This window comes from Modestobacter sp. I12A-02662 (assembly GCF_041028325.1).
Taxonomy (GTDB): domain Bacteria; phylum Actinomycetota; class Actinomycetes; order Mycobacteriales; family Geodermatophilaceae; genus Modestobacter.
The window spans coordinates 153824-169935 of the sequence record NZ_JABGDE010000004.1 but is presented as its reverse complement, the minus strand read 5'-3'; the positions used below and the strand labels follow the sequence as shown (position 1 = coordinate 169935).

Sequence of the window (16112 nt, the reverse complement as noted above, 5' to 3'; positions counted from 1 at the left end):
CAGAACGATCGCCAGTGAGGACGCCGGGCTTCCCGCGTCCCTGCACCACCACGGGACGCGCACCGATCTGTATCGGAGTCCCCGCTTGTCCTCGTTCGACTCTGTCGACGTCCAGAACGCCCCCGAGAACGACCTCCCCGAGACCACGGCCGCGGCCGTGACCGAGGAGACCCCCGAGCCCACCGGCCCGACCTTCGCCGAGCTGGGGCTGCCCCCGCAGCTGGTGACCGGCCTGGAGCGGCGCGGCATCCGGCACCCGTTCGCCATCCAGACCTCCGCGCTGCCCGACGCGCTCGCCGGGCGCGACGTGCTCGGCAAGGCCGCCACCGGATCGGGCAAGACGCTCGCGTTCGGCCTGCCGATGCTCGCCCGGATCGGCGCGGACGTGCGGCAGGGCCGCCGCCCCGCCCGCGGCCTGGTGCTGGTGCCCACCCGTGAGCTGGCCCAGCAGGTGCACGACAACCTGGCCCCGCTCGGTCAGGCCATCGGCGTGCAGATGGCGGCCGTCTACGGCGGCGCCTCGATGTACCGCCAGATCCAGCAGCTGCGCCGCGGCGTGGACGTGCTCATCGCCACCCCCGGCCGGCTGCAGGACCTCATCAACCAGGGCGAGGCCACCCTCGCCGAGGTCGAGGTCTCGATCATCGACGAGGCGGACTTCATGTCCGACCTCGGCTTCCTGCCGGTGGTCAAGGAGCTGCTCGACCAGACCCGGCGCGACGCCCAGCGGCTGCTGTTCTCGGCCACCCTGGACGGCGAGGTCGACACCCTGGTCCGCCGCTACCTCAAGGACCCGGCCCGGCACGAGGTCGTCCGCGCGGAGGACACCGGCCCGGCTGCCGAGCACCTGGCCTACAGCGTGTCCTTCCCGGACAAGCTGAAGGTCGCCGAGCAGATGGCCTCCCGCCCGGGCCGGATCATCGTCTTCGTCCGCACCCAGCACGGTGCCGACCGGCTGGCCGGCAACCTGCAGGCCGTCGGCATCCACGCCGAGCCGATCCACGGCGGCCTGCCGCAGGCGGCGCGCCGCCGGGCGCTGGAGGCGTTCACCGACGCCCGCAGCCCGGTGCTGGTGGCCACCGACGTCGCCGCCCGCGGCATCCACGTGGACGACGTCTCGCTGGTCCTGCACTACGACCCGCCGGCAGACCACAAGACCTACCTGCACCGTTCCGGCCGCACCGCGCGCGCCGGTGCCGCGGGTGTCGTGGTCTCCCTGCTCCTGCCCGACCAGGTGGGCCAGGCCAAGCGCCGGTTCCGCCAGGCCAAGGTCGACCCGCAGGTCACCCGGGTCCGCCCGGGTGACGCCCCGATCGACGAGCTGGTCGCCGGCGGCACGTTCGTCGAGCCGGTCGCCCGTCCGGTCCGCGAGTCGCGCCGTCCGGCCGGTGGTCCCGGTGGCCGGCGCCCGCGTCGCGACGGCGAGCGTCCCGGCGGTCACCGCGCTGGTCCGCGTCGCTCCTTCGGCGACCGCGACCGGTCCTTCGGCGACCGCCCGCAGGGCGAGCGGCCCTCCGGGGAGCGGTCGTACGGCGGCCGCCCGCAGGGCGAGCGCCCGCACGGTGACCGGGACCGGCGTCCCGGTGGCTACCGCGGCCAGGGCGAGGGGCAGCGCTCCGGCGGCCGCCCGACCCGCTCCTACTGAAAAGGACCCCCTTGCCCCCCGCCGCTCGCTAGCTCGCGCCGGGACCCTGCAAGGGGGCCTGACGGCGACGGCCGGCTCCCGCTACCGCGGGGGCCGGCCGTCGCCGTCCCAGCCGTCGCTCAGGTGCGGAAGACCAGCGCCCCGCTGACCTCGGTCACCACGTCGTCCCACGCGGCGCGCAGCGCACCGGCCTCCTCGGCGGGCAGCAGCGCCGTCGGATCGGCCTCGCCGCGGGCCACCGCCCGGCCCAGCGGCGTGCCCGGCGACAGCAGCTGCTCGACCCGGGCGAGACCGGCGTACTCGGCGACGTCGCGCACGCCCTCGACCGGTAGCAGCAGGGCCTCGTGCTGCACCAGCCCGCCGGCGCCGGCGGCGACCTCGTCGAGCACCTCGCCGAACTGCGGGAGGTCGTAGCGGTCCTGGTCGGCCGGCAGCGGCGGGACGTCGGTGTCGGCGACCTCCGGCCAGGACGCGATCTCGGTCAGGTCGTGCGGCTCGTCGCCGGCGCAGAACCGGGTCAGCTCCTCAGGTGAGGGGAAGAGGAAGACCCGGCCGTCCCGGCCGAGGAACCGGGCCCGGTCCTCCACGTAGCAGCGCAGGGTCAGCCCGGCGCCCTCCGGGACGACGAGCTCCACCGGCAGGATGCCGACCGCCTCCCAGAACTCCTGGGCCGCGGCCACGGCGGCGGGGCTGGCGCTCAGCCGGCCACCGCCGGCGATGGTCCGGGTGCCGGTGACCTCCGCGGGTGCGGCGGCGGTCGCCCCGGCCGGCCGGCGGGTGGCGGCGTCCGGCGCGGCGTCGACGACCTCCACGTCCTCGTCCTCGTCGACGAGGGTGACGTCGCCGTCCTCGAGGTCGTCCGGGTCCGCGGCGCGGGCCTCGGCCTCCTCGCCGGCCGGCGGGTAGTCGTCGGGGGAGACCGTGCCGGCGCCGGTCCAGTCGAGGTGCTCGTCGAGCTCCTCGAGGACGTCCTCCCACAGGTCGTCGACGGCGGTGCCCAGGCGCGACCATGCCTCCTCGCCGTCGCGGCCGAGGAAGGCCTGCACCCCGAGGCCGAGTGCGGCGACCTCGGGACGGGCGACCAGCTCGGCGACGTTCTCGAAGGCGGTCTCGTCCTCGTCGTCGTCGAGGTCGTCGTCATCGTCACCGGCGGCGTCGCAGCACTCGGCGATCCGGCCCACCATGTCGACCACCGAGGCCAGCTCCTCGACGGCCCAGCGGTCCGGGTTCTCCGCGACCACGTCGTAGACGCCGTCCAGGTCGTACCGGTGCTCCTCGTCGGGGGTCAGGTCCGCCGCGCCGAGCGTGGCCACGACCGGCCAGACCGGGTGGTCGGCGAGGTCGTGGTCGGTGGCGGTGCGGCAGAACACCGCCAGCGCGGCGGGGGAGGGGAACAGGTGGACGACGGCGGTGGCGTCGCCGTCCTCGTCGTCCTCGTCCTCGACGGTGCTGCCGAGGAACGCCTGCCACTCCTCGCCGTCCTCCTCCCAGGGCGGAGCCCACAGCGTGTAGCCGGTTCGATCATCGAGGGTGAGGGCGATCGGGACGATGCTGGGCCTGGCCACCGGTCCATCCTGCCCGTAACGGCTGTGTGCTCGCGAAGCGGGCTCGATCCGGCTCCGCTCTCAGGGGCGGCGGGCCGTGACCAGCCACGCGGCCGATCGGTACCGGACGCCGCCGGGCCCGAGGTGCTCCTGCAGCGAGCGGCGGAGGTCCTCCAGCGCCTGCCTCCGCCGCTCGTCGTCCAGGTCGGCGAGCAGCCAGGACATCAACCCGCTGACCAGCTGGTGGGCCTCCTCGACGTCGCCGCCGTACCGCAGCGGCGCCTGGACGTCGGTGCAGCGGACGTCGGCCCACCCGGCCGACCCGAGGAGGTCGCGCACCCGGTCCGGGTCACCGAACGCGAAGGGGCCCGGTGCGTGCGGCGGTGGGGTGGGGATCTCACGGCCGGCCGCGAGGGCGGCCACTGGTGCCGTCAGCCACTCGTTGCGGTCCAGCGACTGCCAGGCGAGCAGCACCATCCGTCCACCAGGCCGCACGGCCCGGGCCAGGTTGGTGAAGGCGGCGACCGGGTCGCCGAAGAACATGGCGCCCGTCCGGCTGATGACGACGTCGAAGCCGGCCGTCGGGAAGGGGTGCACCTGGGCGTCGGCCTGGAGGAACCGCGCGTTGCCGATGCCCTCCGCGCGGGCGCGGGCCCGGGCGACCTCGAGCAGGGGTGCGGAGAGGTCGACGCCGAGCGCGTCCCCCGCCGGGCCGGCTCGCCGGGCGGCCGCCACGGTGGTCCCGCCGGCGCCGCAGCCCACGTCGAGGACCCGCTCGCCGGCCGTGATGGCGGTCGCGGCGGAGAAGGCGTCGTCGTAGCCGCTGGCCGCGGACTCGAAGGCGGACGCGTGCGCGGCCCAGTAGGCGCCCTGGTCCCCGTTCCACGCCCGGGCCTGGTCGGCATTGGTCGGATCGACCTGCAACGACGTCGGCGTCACGGCTGCCACCGCCTCATGTAGTCCCTTGGGGAGTATCTGGTGTCTACTCCTCGGGGACGCACGCGTCAACGAGAGGCTCGATCCCATGGCCGAGAAGGACCCCGCTCCGGCGTCGCGGCTCACCACGACGTCCTTCGCGCTGCTGTGCCTGCTGGGCGTGCGGCCATGGAGCACCTACGAGTTGACCCGGCAGATGGACCGGAGCCTCGGCCGGATGTGGCCGCGCGCGACCAGCAAGCTCTACGAGGAGCCCAAGAAGCTCGCCCGCCGCGGCCTCGCTCGGGCGCGGTCGGAGCGGGTCGGCCGCCGGGTGCGCACCGTGTACTCCATCACCGACGAGGGGCGGCGGGCGCTGGCGGACTGGCTCGCCGTGCCGGGAGACGGCCCGGTCCTCGAGTTCGAGGGGCTGCTGAAGGTCGGCTTCGCGGAGTACGGCACCCGGGCCGACACCCTGGCGACCCTGGCCTCCGTCCGGGAGTGGGCGGCCGAACGCAACCGGGAGAACGCCGCGGCCGCACGCAGCTACGCCGCCGGCGAGGGTCCCTTCCAGGAGCGTGCCGCGCAGGGGGCGCTGGTCGGCGGCTTCCTGACGGCGTACTACCGGATGGTCGACGACTGGGCGGACTGGGCGACCGGCGTGGTCGAGCGCTGGCCGGACCAGCCCGCCGACGCCCGGCCCGAGCCGGGGGAGCTGGAGGGCATCGCCCGGCGCGCCGAGTGGTGACGCGGCCGCCGGCCCTTCCCTCAGACGCCGATCGGATGCCAGCAGGAGGACCCGTCCTCCCCACCCTTCGCCAGCTCAGGGCGGGACCCTGGACGGGGCCTCACACCCCCATCGGATGCCAGACGCTCTTTGTCTCCAGGAACGGGCGCATCCGGGACAACCCGGGGTCCGCCGTCCAGTCCGGCTCCTCGGCCGGCGCGCGCAGCACCCGCTTGATCGTGCCGGCGGCCGAGCGCTCCAGCTCCATGGCCAGCGGCGTGGGTGCGCCGGCCAGGTCGATCCCGTCGACGTCCGCGTGCTCGGCCAGCCACGGGCCGAGCTCCGCGGCGTCCCCGGTGAGCAGGTTGGCCACGCCGCCGGGGACGTCGGAGGTGGCCAGCACCTCGCCGAGGGTGATGGCCGGCAGCGGGCGCGCCAGCGAGCTGACCACGACCGCGGTGTTGCCCGCGGCCAGCACCGGCGCGACCACGCTCACCAGCCCGAGCAGCGAGCTGCGCTGCGGCGCCAGGACGGCGACCACCCCGGTCGGCTCGGGCACCGAGAACCCGAAGTACGGGCCGGCGACCGGGTTGCTGCTGCCCAGGACGCCGGCGAGCTTGTCGGTCCACCCGGCGTACCAGACCCACCGGTCGATCGCGGCGTCGACGGCGGCGCGCGCCTTGCCCGCCGACAGCCCCTCGCCGGCTGCGACCTCCTCGGCGAACTGCGCGGCGCGGCCCTCCATCACCTCGGCGACCCGGTAGAGCACCTGGCCCCGGTTGTAGGCGGTGGCGCCGGACCACTTCGCGAACGCGCCGCGGGCAGCCACGACGGCGTCCCGCGCGTCCTTGCGGGACGCCCGGGCGGCGTTGGCCAGGAAGTGACCCCGCGCGTCGGTCACCTCGTACGTGCGGCCGGACTCCGAGCGGGGGAACGCCCCGCCCAGGTAGAGCTTGTAGGTCTTGCGCACGGCCAGCCGGTCGCTCATCGGTCGTCTCCCTGCAGGTAGGCCGCGAGCCCCTGCCGGCCGCCCTCGCGGCCGTACCCGGACTGCTTGTAGCCGCCGAACGGCGAGGTCGGGTCGAACTCGTTGAAGGTGTTGGCCCAGACCACCCCGGCGCGCAGCCGGTCGGTGATCGAGAGGATCCGGGAGCCCTTCTCCGTCCAGACCCCGGCCGACAGCCCGTACGTGGTGTTGTTGGCCTTGGCGACCGCCTCGTCGGGGGTGCGGAAGGTGAGCACGGAGAGCACCGGACCGAACACCTCGTCCCGGGCGATGCGGTGCGCGGCGGAGACGTCGGTGAACACCGTGGGCGGGAACCACCAGCCCCGGTCGGGCAGCGTGCACTCGGGCTGCCAGCGCCGTGCCCCCTCCGCCTCGCCGATCTCGGACAGCTCGCGGATCCGGACCAGCTGCTCGGCCGAGTTGATCGCGCCGATGTCGGTGTTCTTGTCCAGCGGGTCGCCGATGCGCAGCGTGCCGATGCGCCGCTGCAGGGAGGCCAGCAGCTCGTCGTGCACCGACTCCTGCACCAGCAGCCGGGAGCCGGCACAGCACACGTGGCCCTGGTTGAAGAAGATGCCGCGGACGATGCCCTCGACGGCCTGGTCGATCGGGGCGTCGTCGAACACGATGTTCGCCGCCTTGCCGCCCAGCTCCAGGGTCAGCCGCTTCTGCGTGCCGGCGACGGAGCGGGCGATCTCCCGGCCGACCTCGGTGGAGCCGGTGAACGCGACCTTGTCCACGTCGGGGTGGGCGACGAGTGAGCGGCCGGTCTCCCCGGCACCGGTCACGATGTTCACCACGCCGGGCGGCAGGTCCGCCTGCTGGCACACCTCGGCGAAAAGCAGCGCGGTGAGCGGCGTCGTCTCGGCCGGCTTGAGGACGACGGTGTTGCCGGTGGCGAGCGCAGGGGCGATCTTCCAGGCGAGCATGAGCATCGGGAAGTTCCACGGGATGACCTGACCGGCCACCCCGAGCGGGCGCGGTGCCGGGCCGAGGCCGGCGTGGTCGAGCTTGTCGGCCCAGCCGGCGTGGTGGAAGAAGTGCGCGGCCGCCTGCGGGACGTCGAAGTCGCGGGACTCGCGGATCGGCTTGCCGTTGTCCAGCGACTCCAGGACGGCGAACTCCCGGGCGCGTTCCTGCAGCAGTCGGGCGATCCGGAACAGGTACTTGCCGCGGTCGGCCGGGCGCATCGGCCCCCAGACCCGGGTGAACGCGCGGCGGGCGGCCCGCACCGCACGATCGACGTCCTCGCTGCTGCCGACGGTGACCTCGCTGAGCACCTCCTCCGTGGCCGGGTTGACCGTCTTCATGGTGCTGCCGGTGCCGTCGGTGAACTCGCCGTCGACGAACAGGCCGTAACTCGGTCGGACGTCGACGATCGATCGCGACTCGGGGGCGGGGGCGTACTCGAACAGGCTGGTCATGTCAGTCGACGCTCACGTGGTCGGGGCCGGAGTAGTGGCCGGTGCGGAGCTTCTGCCGCTGCAGGAGCAGGTCGTTGAGCAGGCTGGAGGCGCCCAGGCGGAACCAGTCGGGGGACAGCCAGTCGGCGCCGGCGGTCTCGTTGACGAGCACCAGGTGCTTGATCGCGTCCTTCGTCGTCCGGATGCCGCCGGCGGGCTTGAGGCCGACCTGGCGGCCGGTCGCGGCGCGGAAGTCGCGGACCGCCTCGAGCATCACCAGGCAGACCGGCAGCGTCGCGGCCGGGGAGACCTTGCCGGTTGAGGTCTTGATGAAGTCGCTGCCGGCGAGCATGGCCAGCCAGCTCGCCCGCCGCACGTTGTCGTAGGTGACGAGCTCGCCGGTCTCCAGGATGACCTTGAGGTGCGCGGGCCCGCAGGCCTCCTTCACCGCGACGATCTCGTCGAAGACGTCAAGGTAGCGGCCGGCGAGGAACGCGCCGCGGTCGATGACCATGTCGATCTCGTCGGCGCCGTTGGCGACGGCGTCCCGGACGTCGGCGAGCTTCACCGCGCGGCTGGCGCGGCCGCTGGGGAAGGCGGTGGCGACGGCGGCGACCTTGATCCCGGTGCCCTGGACGGCCTCCTTGGCCACGCCGGCGAGGTCGCCGTAGACGCAGACCGCGGCGACCGACGGGCAGGTGAGGTCCTCCGGGTCGGGACGGCGTGCCTTGGCGGCGAGGCTCCGCACCTTCCCGGGGGTGTCCGCGCCCTCCAGCGTGGTCAGGTCGACCATCGAGATCGCGGTGTCGATCGCCCACGCCTTCGCGGTGGTCTTGATCGACCGGGTGCCGAGCACCTTCGCCCGGATCTCCGCGCCGACCTGGTCGACCCCGGGCAGCCCGTGCAGGAACGCACGGAAGGCGTCGCCGGAGCGGGTCACGTCGGCGAACGGCCCGGGCGGGGCGCCCGGCGCGGTGTCCTGGCTGCCCGCGCCGTCCAGCGCGTTCGGGTCGAGCACGTGGGTCATGCCGGGCATTCTCCACTGCCCACCGACAGGACCGCGGTTCGCCGGGACGGCGCCTGCCGGCCGGCTTCGTCAGCCTGACCGTGCACCTTCGACCTGGCCTCGTGGCACGCGGTCAAGCCCTGGTCGGAATCTGTGGACAACGACCTGAGCTGGGGATTCACTCTGCGAGGGGTGTCGCTGGCAGATATACGCGAACACACGTCCGGATCGTGATGGGCCCCGACGGGGTGCCGCTGGACCTGGGCCGGGACCACCGGGTGGTCACCCCGGGGCTGCGCCGGGCGGTGGAACGGCGCGACGAGGGCTGCGTGCTCGCCGGCTGCGGGGCGCCGACCTGGTGGTGCGAGGTCCACCACCCGGCCACCCCCAGGGACCCGCGGCGAGCCTGCGAGTCGTGGGCAGGGGGTGGTCCTTCTGCACACCAAGGTCCACCACGGCTTCCGGGTCGAGCGACTACCCGATGGCCGATGGCGCACCTGGGGCCCCGACGGCCCCGAGATCCGAATCGGCCCCCGCCTGTGAGTTGCTGGGGGATGCCGTGGACGTCGTCCGCCGGCGATGAGTCCTGCGCCGTCCGGGCGTCCTCCCTGGTGTCCACCCCGACCTGCACCCGGAGCGCCCTCGTGAGCGAACGCCGTCCACGTGTCCAGCTGCTGCCCGCCGTCGCCGACCGGCGGCGCGCTCTCGCCGACCTGCTCGACACGCTGGCCGGTCACGAGTGGGCCGCACCCTCGCTGTGCCGGGAGTGGACGGCGCACGACGTCCTCGCCCATCTCGCCCTCTCCACCCGGCAGTCGACCGCGCGGGTGTTCTGGCGCGTGCTGCGTGCCCGCGGCGACTTCGAGCGCGCCGACGCCGCCCTCGCGCGCGAGCACGCGGCCCGGTTCTCCCCGTCGGAGCTCCTCGCCCAGCTGCGCGCAACGGCCGACCTGGACCGGCGGCTGGGCCTGTCCAGCGCCTGGGACCCGCTGGTCGACGTCCTCGTGCACAGCCAGGACATCGCCCGCCCGCTCGGACGCGAGCTGCCGACACCCCCGGAGCTCGCCGTCCCCGCGTTGCGGCACGTGTGGTCCAACGTCTTCTACGGCCACCCCGACCGCCGGTTGCGCGGGTTGCGCCTGGTGGCCACCGACATCGACTGGACGGCGGGCCGCGGCACCGAGGTCCGCGGTCGAGCCGGGGACCTCCTGCTGCTGGCGACCGGGCGTCCCGTCGCCGCCACCGGGGTGACGGGCCCGGGTGTGGGGGAGGCCGCCGCCCGGACCGGCAGCTGACGCGGGGTCAGCGCTGGTCGCGGCGCAGCGGGTGGTCCGCGGGCACCTCGACGAGCACGATCCGGATGCCGTCCGGATCGGCGACCCAGGCCTCGACCAGCCCCCACGGCTCCTGCTGCGGCGCCCGGAGCACCGGCACGCCCGCGGCGGACAGCCGGCCCACCTCGGCGGCGACGTCGCGGACCTGCAGCCACAGCGCCACGCCACCCACCGGACCGTCCGAACGGCCGGACACCTCCAGCAGCCCGTTGCCGGTGAAGAACACCAGCCCCGGCTCGTCCGGCGAGCCGAACTCCCGGTGCACGGCCAGGCCGAGGACGTCCCGGTAGAAGGCCCTGCTCCGCGCCGGGTCCACCGGACGGATCAGCACCCGGCTGCTCAGCACCTCCATGCGGCCATCCTCGCCCGTCCTGGCACGCTCGACCGGGTGACCGTCGACGACCTGCTGGCCGCCAGCCGCCGCGGCGTCCAGCGGCTGACCCCCGAGGAGACGGTCGCCGCAGCCCGGCGCGGCGCCCTCGTCGTCGACACCCGGACCGAGGCCCAGCGCCGTCGCCAGGGCGAACTGCCACCCGAGCTGCTCCCCGGTGTGCTCGTCATCGACCGCACGGTCCTGGAGTGGCGGCTCGACCCGGCATCGGCCGCCCGCATCCCCGAGGCGACCGGCGCGGACCTCCGGGTCGTCGTGGTCTGCCGGCAGGGCTACAGCTCCAGCCTGGCCGCCGCGTCCCTGCGGGCGCTCGGCCTGGACCGGGCGACCGACCTGGCCGGCGGGGTCGAGGCGTGGCTCGCCGCCGGGCTCCCGACGGTCGCCGGCCCCGCCGACGTGCGCGAGTGATCAGGGCACGTCCAGCTCCTCGACCAGGTGCACCAGCTCCAGGCCCGGGCGCAGCGTCTCGCGGTGGCTGTCGACGTAACCGTGCCGCCGGTAGAGCCGGAGGTCGGCCAGGCTGCGGGCTCCGGTGGACAGCGTGGCCCGGGGCAGCGCCGTCGCGGCCTCGGCAGCACCCGGCAGTCGTGACCCGATCCCCCGTCCCTGCAGGTCGGGCGCGACCACCAGCCGGCCGACGTGCAGCACGCCGCCCCGCTCACGGCTGCGCACGGCGCCGACCAGCCGGGTGCCCTCCCAGGCCGCCGCGCACGTGGACCCGTCGAGCTCGCCGACCAGCTCGTCCAGCGTCTGCACCAGGGCGGGCAGCCGGACGTCGTCGTACAGCTGCGCCTCGCTCACGTACGCGGCGCGCTGCAGGGTGAGCAGTTCCCCGGCCGCCGAGGCCGGCAGCGGGGCGAGACGGACGGACACGGGCAGCTCCTCGGCGAGGGTGGGCCCGGACGTGCGGGTACGGCCCACGGGGGCAGGTGGGCCGGACGACGCGGGGCAGCCACCTAGCGGCGGCGCCACCCCGGGCTCGTCGTCACGGGCGCGATCCTGCCAGCCCCGGCGACCGGCTGGCCGGGCCCGCGCCCCGGCCCGGCCCGGCCGATACGGTGTCCGCCGTGCAGCTGACCGTCGTGGACCACCCGATCGCCCGCGCCCGGCTCTCGCGGATGCGTGACGAGCGCACCGACAACGCCACCTTCCGGGCCGCACTGCGCGAGCTGACCCAGATGCTGGTCTACGAGGCCACCCGTGACCTCGCCGTCGCCGAGGAGCCGATCACCACGCCGGTCACCGAGACCACCGGCTACCGGCTGGCGTCCCCGCCGCTCATCGTCCCGGTGCTCCGCGCCGGCCTCGGCATGGCGGACACCGCGCACGGCATGCTCCCCGAGTCGCAGATGGGCTTCGTCGGGCTGGCCCGCAACGAGGCCACCCTGCAGCCCGAGGCCTACATGGCCTCACTCCCGGAGTCGCTGGTCGACCGGGCCGTCTTCGTCCTCGACCCCATGCTGGCCACCGGCGGCTCGCTGGTGCACTGCTGCACCCTGCTCACCGAGCGCGGCGCCACCGACATCACCGTCCTCTGCGTCCTGGCCGCCCCCGAGGGGCTGGAGCGGCTGGCCGGCAGCGGCCTGCCGCTGCGCGTGTTCACCGCCAGCGTCGACGAGCGCCTCAACGAGAACGCCTACATCGTCCCCGGCCTCGGCGACGCCGGAGACCGCCAGTTCGGCGCCGTCTGATGCGCTTCGCGGTGCTCGGCACCGGCTACTGGGCGCGCGAGGTGCACGCCGCCTCCCTGGCCGGGCACACCGACGCGGAGCTGGTCGGCGTCTGGGGCCGCGACCTCGGCAAGGCGAAGGCGGCCGGGGCGCAGTTCGACGTCCCCGGCACCACCGACCTCGACCAGCTCCTCGCCGACGTCGACGCGGTCAGCATCGCCGTCCCCCCGGACGTGCAGGTGCCGCTCGCCGTCGCGGCTGCGCAGGCGGGCCGGCACCTGCTGATGGAGAAGCCGATCGCCCTCGACCTGGCCGGCGCCGACCGGGCGGTCGACGCGGCCCGGGCCGCCGGCGTCGCGTCGGTCGTCTTCTTCACCGCCCGGTTCCGGACGGCGACCTCCACCTGGCTGCAGCAGGCCGCCCGCACCACTCTCGCCGGCGGTGCGCTCACCTGGATCGGGTCCCTCGCCGGCAGCCCCTTCGGCCACTCGCCCTGGCGGCACGAGCACGGCGCGCTGTGGGACATCGGGCCGCACGCCCTCGCGCTCCTCGTCCCGGCGCTCGGCCCGGTCACGGCGGTGCAGGCCGGCCGCGGGCAGGGCGACACCGTCCACCTGGTCCTCACCCACCCCGAGGGGCGCGCCAGCACGGTGACGCTGTCGCACACCAGCTCCGAGCTCGCCGCCGGGATCGACGTCTGGGTGCACGGAGACGCCGGGCGACTGGTCCTGCTGCCGGAGTCCGGCACCGCGGTGGAGGCGCACCGCGTCGCCGTCGACGAGCTCTCCGCGGCGGCGCTGACCGGCGGGTCGCACCCCTGCGACGTCACCTTCGGCCGGGACGTCGTCCGGGTGATCGAGACCGCCCAGCGCGCGCTGGCCAGCGGCTGCCGCGAGACCGTCGGCGGATGACCCCCCGGGCGGGCCGCTGGCGCCCGGTGCGCGGCGTGTCCGGCCGGCCGCCCGGCGCGGCACCCCGGCCGGCGGGGAGGATGGTGGGGACCGGACGGCAAGGAGGGGACCCGTGAGCTTCTGGCAGTGGTACGTCCGGCGCGGGCGGATCGACCGCCGGACCTGGTGGCTGCACTACACGCTGCCGCTGACCGGCCTGGCGCTGCTCGCCCTCCTCGCCGACCTGACCACCGGGGCGGGGAGCCTGCCCACCGCCGCGCAGCCGGACCTCACCTACGGGCCGCTGTCCACCTTCGTGGGCCTGCTCGCCGCGCCGGCCTCGATCTCGTCGAGCGTGACCCGGCTGCACGACCGCGGCCTGCCGGCGTGGCTGCTGCTGCTCGCCCTCGTCCCCGCCGTCGGGCAGCTCGCGCTGTTCGTGCTCACCGGCCTGGTGCCCGGCCACCGCGGCGTGAACCGGTACGGGCCCCCCTCCCGGTCGGGCCCCGAGCCGGCCGAGGAGCCGCTGTACCCGCCGCCGACCTGGACCTGACCCCCGGCGGCGTGTCACCCGTCCGGGGCACAGACACCGCGCAGCGTGACCGCCAGGATGAGCCACCGCCCGAACGGGCGGCCCGGCTCCCACAGTGAGGTCCACGTGAACATCGCGCAGTGGTACGTCTCCCGCGGCCGCATCACCCGCCGCACCTTCTGGCTGTACTACGTGCTGCCACTGGTCGTGCTCGGCATCATCGCGTCGGTGATCGACCTGGCCATGGGCTTCGCCGAGCTGGAGACGACGACCACCGCCAGCAGCGCCAGCGCCTGGTACAGCATGGGGCCGGTCGCGATCGCGGTCACGGTGCTCACGCTGGTCCCGTCGATCTCCTCGACGGTCACCCGGCTGCACGACCAGGACAAGTCGGCCGCCTGGCTGCTGCTCCTGCTGATCCCGCTGGTCGGCTGGCTGGTCCTGCTGGTGATGTGCGGCTTCGTCCCCGGCACCCCGGGACCCAACCGGTACGGCCCGCCCCCGGCCGGCGACCGGGTCCTGGAGCCCGGCTACCCGGCGTCCTACAGCTGACCGGCGAGCGGGCGGCGCGCCCGGGGGTGCGCCGCCCGCGCCGGTCTACAGGCCCAGCGCGGCGGCCATCTCCGTGCGCAGCCGGTCCAGCTCGTCCGCCGCACGCCGGCGGGCGGCGGGCACCCCTGCGGGGTCGGCGACCGGGACGACGGTCTCCAGGTACGCCTTGAGCTTCGGCTCGGTCCCGCTGGGCCGGACGGTGACCCGCACGCCGTCGCCGGCGAGCCGCACCCCGTCCACCGGCGGGTCGGCGTCCCGCAGGTCGGTCGCGGCGACGTCCCGCCCGAGCAGCTGCGCCGGCGGCCGCGCCCGCAGCCGCTCCATCGCCCCGGCGATCAGCGACAGGTCATCCACCCGCGCGGACAGCTGGCCGGTGGCGAACAGGCCGTGCTCCACCGCGAGCTCGTCCAGCCGGTCGGGGAGCGTGCGGCCCTCGGCCGCCAGCTCGGCCGCGAGCAGCGCGACCGCCAGCGACGCGGAGACGCCGTCCTTGTCCCGGGCCACCGACGGGGTCACCGCGTAGCCGAGCGCCTCCTCGTAGCCGAACGCCAGCGGTGCCGCGGCCGAGCCGGCCCGGATGATCCACTTGAACCCGGTCGGCGTCTCCGCGAAGGGCACGCCGTGCGCCCGGGCGAGCTCGCGCAGCAGCGAGCCGCTCACCAGCGACGCCGCGTAGGTGCCGGTGACCCCGCGGCGCAGCAGCCAGTCGGCGAGCAGCACACCGACCTCGTCGCCGGTCAGCTGCCGGCCGCCGCAGACCACCGAGCAGCGGTCGGCGTCGGGGTCCTGGGCGATCGCCAGGTCCGCGCCGACCCGCCCGGCCAGCGCGGTGAGCAGGTCGACCGCGCCCGGCTCCTCCGGGTTGGGGAACGACACGGTCGGGAAGTGCGGGTCGGGCAGGTCCTGCTGGGGGACGGCGTGCAGCGGGGCGAATCCCGCGGCCTCGAACACCCGCCGCGTGGTGGCCGAGCCGATCCCGTGCATCGCGGTGTACGCGACGACCAGCCGCTGCCGGTCGGCCAGCGGCACGCGTCCCGGCTCCAGCGCGTCGACCACCGCGGCGACGTAGTCGGTCTCGACGTCGTCGCCGAGCGTCGTCCACTCCTCCCCGCGCGGGAGGTCGCGCAGCGGGCCGACCGCGGCGATCGCCGCCTCGATCTCCGCGTCGGCCGGCGGCACCAGCTGGGCGCCGTCGGCCAGGTAGACCTTGTAGCCGTTGTCCTGCGGGGGGTTGTGGCTGGCGGTCACCATGATCCCGGCGACCGCGCCGAGGGAGCGCACCGCGAAGGAGAGCACCGGCGTGGGCAGCGGCCGGGGCAGCACCTGGACGGCGAACCCCGCGCCGCTGAGCACCTCGGCCGTCACCCGGGCGAACTCGTCGGACCGGCGCCGCGCGTCGTAGCCGACGACCACCCCGCCACCGCCGTGCCTCGCCCCGGTGAGCCAGGCGCCCAGGCCGGCCGCCGCCCGGGTGACCACCGCCGCGTTCATCCCGGCCGGCCCGGCGCGCAGCGGACCGCGCAGGCCGGCCGTGCCGAAGGTCAGCGGACCGGCGAACCGGCTGGTCAGCTCGCGGGTGTCGCCCGCCTCGATGAGCGCCTCGATCTCCGCGCGGTCGGCGTCGTGCGGGTCGTCGTCCGCCCACTTCCGGGCGACCTGCAGGACCGTCACCGGCCCTCCGCCCGCGCCCGCGCCTCGACCTCGTCGGCGTCCAGGTCGGCCAGCGTGTACTCACCGCCCACCCGGGCGTGCACCGGGTCGTCGGGGTCCGGCTCGCCGTAGGCGGCGATCAGCGCCTCGGCGTACGGCTCGGCGTCGTCCTGCGGGTCGTACCCGAGGGCCCGGGCGGCGGAGAGGTCCCACCAGGCCCGGGTGTTGGCCGAGATGCCCCAGACGACGGCGTAGCCCGGGGCGGGCGTCCGCAGGGCGGCGTCGACCAGCCGGACGGTGTCGCCGGGGGAGAGCCAGGTGGCCAGCTGGCGCACCGTCGTCGGTTCGGGGAACGCGCTGCCGATCCGCAGGCAGACGACGTCCATCCCGTAACGGTCGACGTACAGCGACCCGAGCGCCTCCATCGTCACCTTCGCGACGCCGTAGTAGGTGTCCGGCCGGTGGTGGGCGTCCGCCTCGCGCAGCAGGCCCCCGGCCGGTCGCGGGCTGAAGCCGGTGGCGTGGTTGCTGCTGGCCAGCACCACCCGCTGCACCCCCGCCCGGCGGGCGGCCTCCAGCACCGCCCGGGTGGTCTCGATGTGCGAGTGCGCGATCACCGGCCAGGTCGCCTCGCCGGGGTGCCCGGCCAGGTGGACGACGGCGGAGGCGCCGGTGGCCGCGTCGGTCATCGCCGCCAGGTCCGCGGCATCGGCGACGCGGTGCTCCTCGCCGGGGCGCGGCTCCCGGATCTCCACGACGTCCAGGCTGCGCAGCGCCCACCCCTTCTCCGGCAGGCCGCCGCGGAGCACGGTGCCGATGCTCCCGGCCGCGCCGGTGATGAGCACCG

At 75.4% G+C, this 16112-nt stretch carries 17 protein-coding genes; 8 read left to right on the top strand and 9 right to left on the bottom strand.

Going from position 1 to position 16112, the window contains the following annotated elements; translation table 11 throughout:
* Positions 1-85 precede the first annotated feature (85 nt).
* A complete protein-coding gene (locus HL189_RS05890) occupies positions 86-1645 on the top strand; it encodes a DEAD/DEAH box helicase (protein ID WP_369132779.1) in 1560 nt (519 codons plus the stop codon).
* 119 nt (positions 1646-1764) lie between these two features.
* Here HL189_RS05890 and HL189_RS05885 read toward each other — a convergent pair whose 3' ends face one another.
* Complete coding sequence (locus tag HL189_RS05885) at positions 1765-3210, bottom strand: hypothetical protein (protein WP_369132778.1); 1446 nt, start codon at positions 3208-3210, stop codon at positions 1765-1767.
* Positions 3211-3270: 60 nt separating this feature from the next.
* Positions 3271-4137 (bottom strand): class I SAM-dependent methyltransferase, encoded by an 867-nt coding sequence (locus HL189_RS05880; RefSeq protein ID WP_369132777.1) that lies wholly within the window; start codon positions 4135-4137, stop codon positions 3271-3273.
* A 76-nt stretch (positions 4138-4213) separates the two neighbouring features.
* On the opposite strand from HL189_RS05880, the gene HL189_RS05875 reads away from it, so the two are divergent.
* The gene (locus HL189_RS05875) at positions 4214-4852 is read left to right on the top strand and encodes a PadR family transcriptional regulator (protein ID WP_369132776.1); all 639 of its coding nucleotides are present in this window, start codon (positions 4214-4216) and stop codon (positions 4850-4852) included.
* Positions 4853-4952: 100 nt separating this feature from the next.
* On the opposite strand, the gene HL189_RS05870 is transcribed toward HL189_RS05875, so the two are convergent.
* The 3 genes from HL189_RS05870 to deoC are packed head-to-tail and all read right to left on the bottom strand — an operon-like array spanning position 4953 to position 8267.
* Positions 4953-5819: an aldehyde dehydrogenase family protein gene (locus HL189_RS05870; protein ID WP_369132775.1), complete on the bottom strand. Its 867-nt coding sequence runs from the start codon at positions 5817-5819 to the stop codon at positions 4953-4955.
* A complete protein-coding gene (locus HL189_RS05865) occupies positions 5816-7261 on the bottom strand; it encodes an aldehyde dehydrogenase family protein (RefSeq protein ID WP_369132774.1) in 1446 nt (481 codons plus the stop codon). The genes HL189_RS05870 and HL189_RS05865 overlap by 4 nt, the downstream gene beginning before the upstream one ends.
* A 1-nt stretch (position 7262) precedes the next feature.
* Positions 7263-8267, bottom strand: coding sequence for a deoxyribose-phosphate aldolase (gene deoC, locus HL189_RS05860; RefSeq protein ID WP_369132773.1), 1005 nt, complete (start codon positions 8265-8267; stop codon positions 7263-7265).
* 623 nt (positions 8268-8890) lie between these two features.
* On the opposite strand from deoC, the gene HL189_RS05855 reads away from it, so the two are divergent.
* Positions 8891-9541, top strand: coding sequence for a maleylpyruvate isomerase family mycothiol-dependent enzyme (locus HL189_RS05855; RefSeq protein ID WP_369132772.1), 651 nt, complete (start codon positions 8891-8893; stop codon positions 9539-9541).
* A gap of 7 nt (positions 9542-9548) precedes the next feature.
* Here HL189_RS05855 and HL189_RS05850 read toward each other — a convergent pair whose 3' ends face one another.
* Positions 9549-9932, bottom strand: a complete 384-nt coding sequence (locus HL189_RS05850) for a VOC family protein (RefSeq protein WP_369132771.1) — start codon at positions 9930-9932, stop codon at positions 9549-9551.
* 36 nt (positions 9933-9968) lie between these two features.
* Here HL189_RS05850 and HL189_RS05845 point away from each other — a divergent pair, with 36 nt between their 5' ends.
* Positions 9969-10379: a rhodanese-like domain-containing protein gene (locus tag HL189_RS05845; protein WP_369132770.1), complete on the top strand. Its 411-nt coding sequence runs from the start codon at positions 9969-9971 to the stop codon at positions 10377-10379.
* Here HL189_RS05845 and HL189_RS05840 read toward each other — a convergent pair whose 3' ends face one another.
* The gene (locus HL189_RS05840; protein WP_369132769.1) at positions 10380-10844 is read right to left on the bottom strand and encodes a GNAT family N-acetyltransferase; all 465 of its coding nucleotides are present in this window, start codon (positions 10842-10844) and stop codon (positions 10380-10382) included. It abuts the gene before it with no gap.
* 194 nt (positions 10845-11038) lie between these two features.
* On the opposite strand from HL189_RS05840, the gene upp reads away from it, so the two are divergent.
* The 4 genes from upp to HL189_RS05820 all read left to right on the top strand — a co-directional run bounded on the left by upp (position 11039) and on the right by HL189_RS05820 (position 13615).
* On the top strand, positions 11039-11662 hold the full coding sequence (gene upp / locus HL189_RS05835) for a uracil phosphoribosyltransferase (RefSeq protein ID WP_369132768.1): 624 nt from the start codon (positions 11039-11041) through the stop codon (positions 11660-11662).
* Positions 11662-12552, top strand: coding sequence for a Gfo/Idh/MocA family protein (locus HL189_RS05830; RefSeq protein ID WP_369132767.1), 891 nt, complete (start codon positions 11662-11664; stop codon positions 12550-12552). Before upp ends, HL189_RS05830 begins: the two co-directional genes overlap by 1 nt.
* Before the next feature lie 112 nt (positions 12553-12664).
* Positions 12665-13084 carry a DUF805 domain-containing protein gene (locus HL189_RS05825; RefSeq protein WP_369132766.1) on the top strand — a complete coding sequence of 140 codons (420 nt, stop codon included), beginning with the start codon at positions 12665-12667 and terminating at the stop codon, positions 13082-13084.
* Positions 13085-13189: 105 nt separating this feature from the next.
* Positions 13190-13615, top strand: a complete 426-nt coding sequence (locus tag HL189_RS05820; protein WP_369132765.1) for a DUF805 domain-containing protein — start codon at positions 13190-13192, stop codon at positions 13613-13615.
* Between the two features lie 45 nt (positions 13616-13660).
* On the opposite strand, the gene HL189_RS05815 is transcribed toward HL189_RS05820, so the two are convergent.
* Together HL189_RS05815 and HL189_RS05810 are read right to left on the bottom strand one after the other, a co-directional pair.
* Positions 13661-15286 (bottom strand): phospho-sugar mutase, encoded by a 1626-nt coding sequence (locus tag HL189_RS05815; protein ID WP_369132764.1) that lies wholly within the window; start codon positions 15284-15286, stop codon positions 13661-13663.
* Positions 15283-16110 (bottom strand): NAD-dependent epimerase/dehydratase family protein, encoded by an 828-nt coding sequence (locus HL189_RS05810; RefSeq protein ID WP_369132763.1) that lies wholly within the window; start codon positions 16108-16110, stop codon positions 15283-15285. Before HL189_RS05810 ends, HL189_RS05815 begins: the two co-directional genes overlap by 4 nt.
* Positions 16111-16112 lie beyond the last annotated feature (2 nt).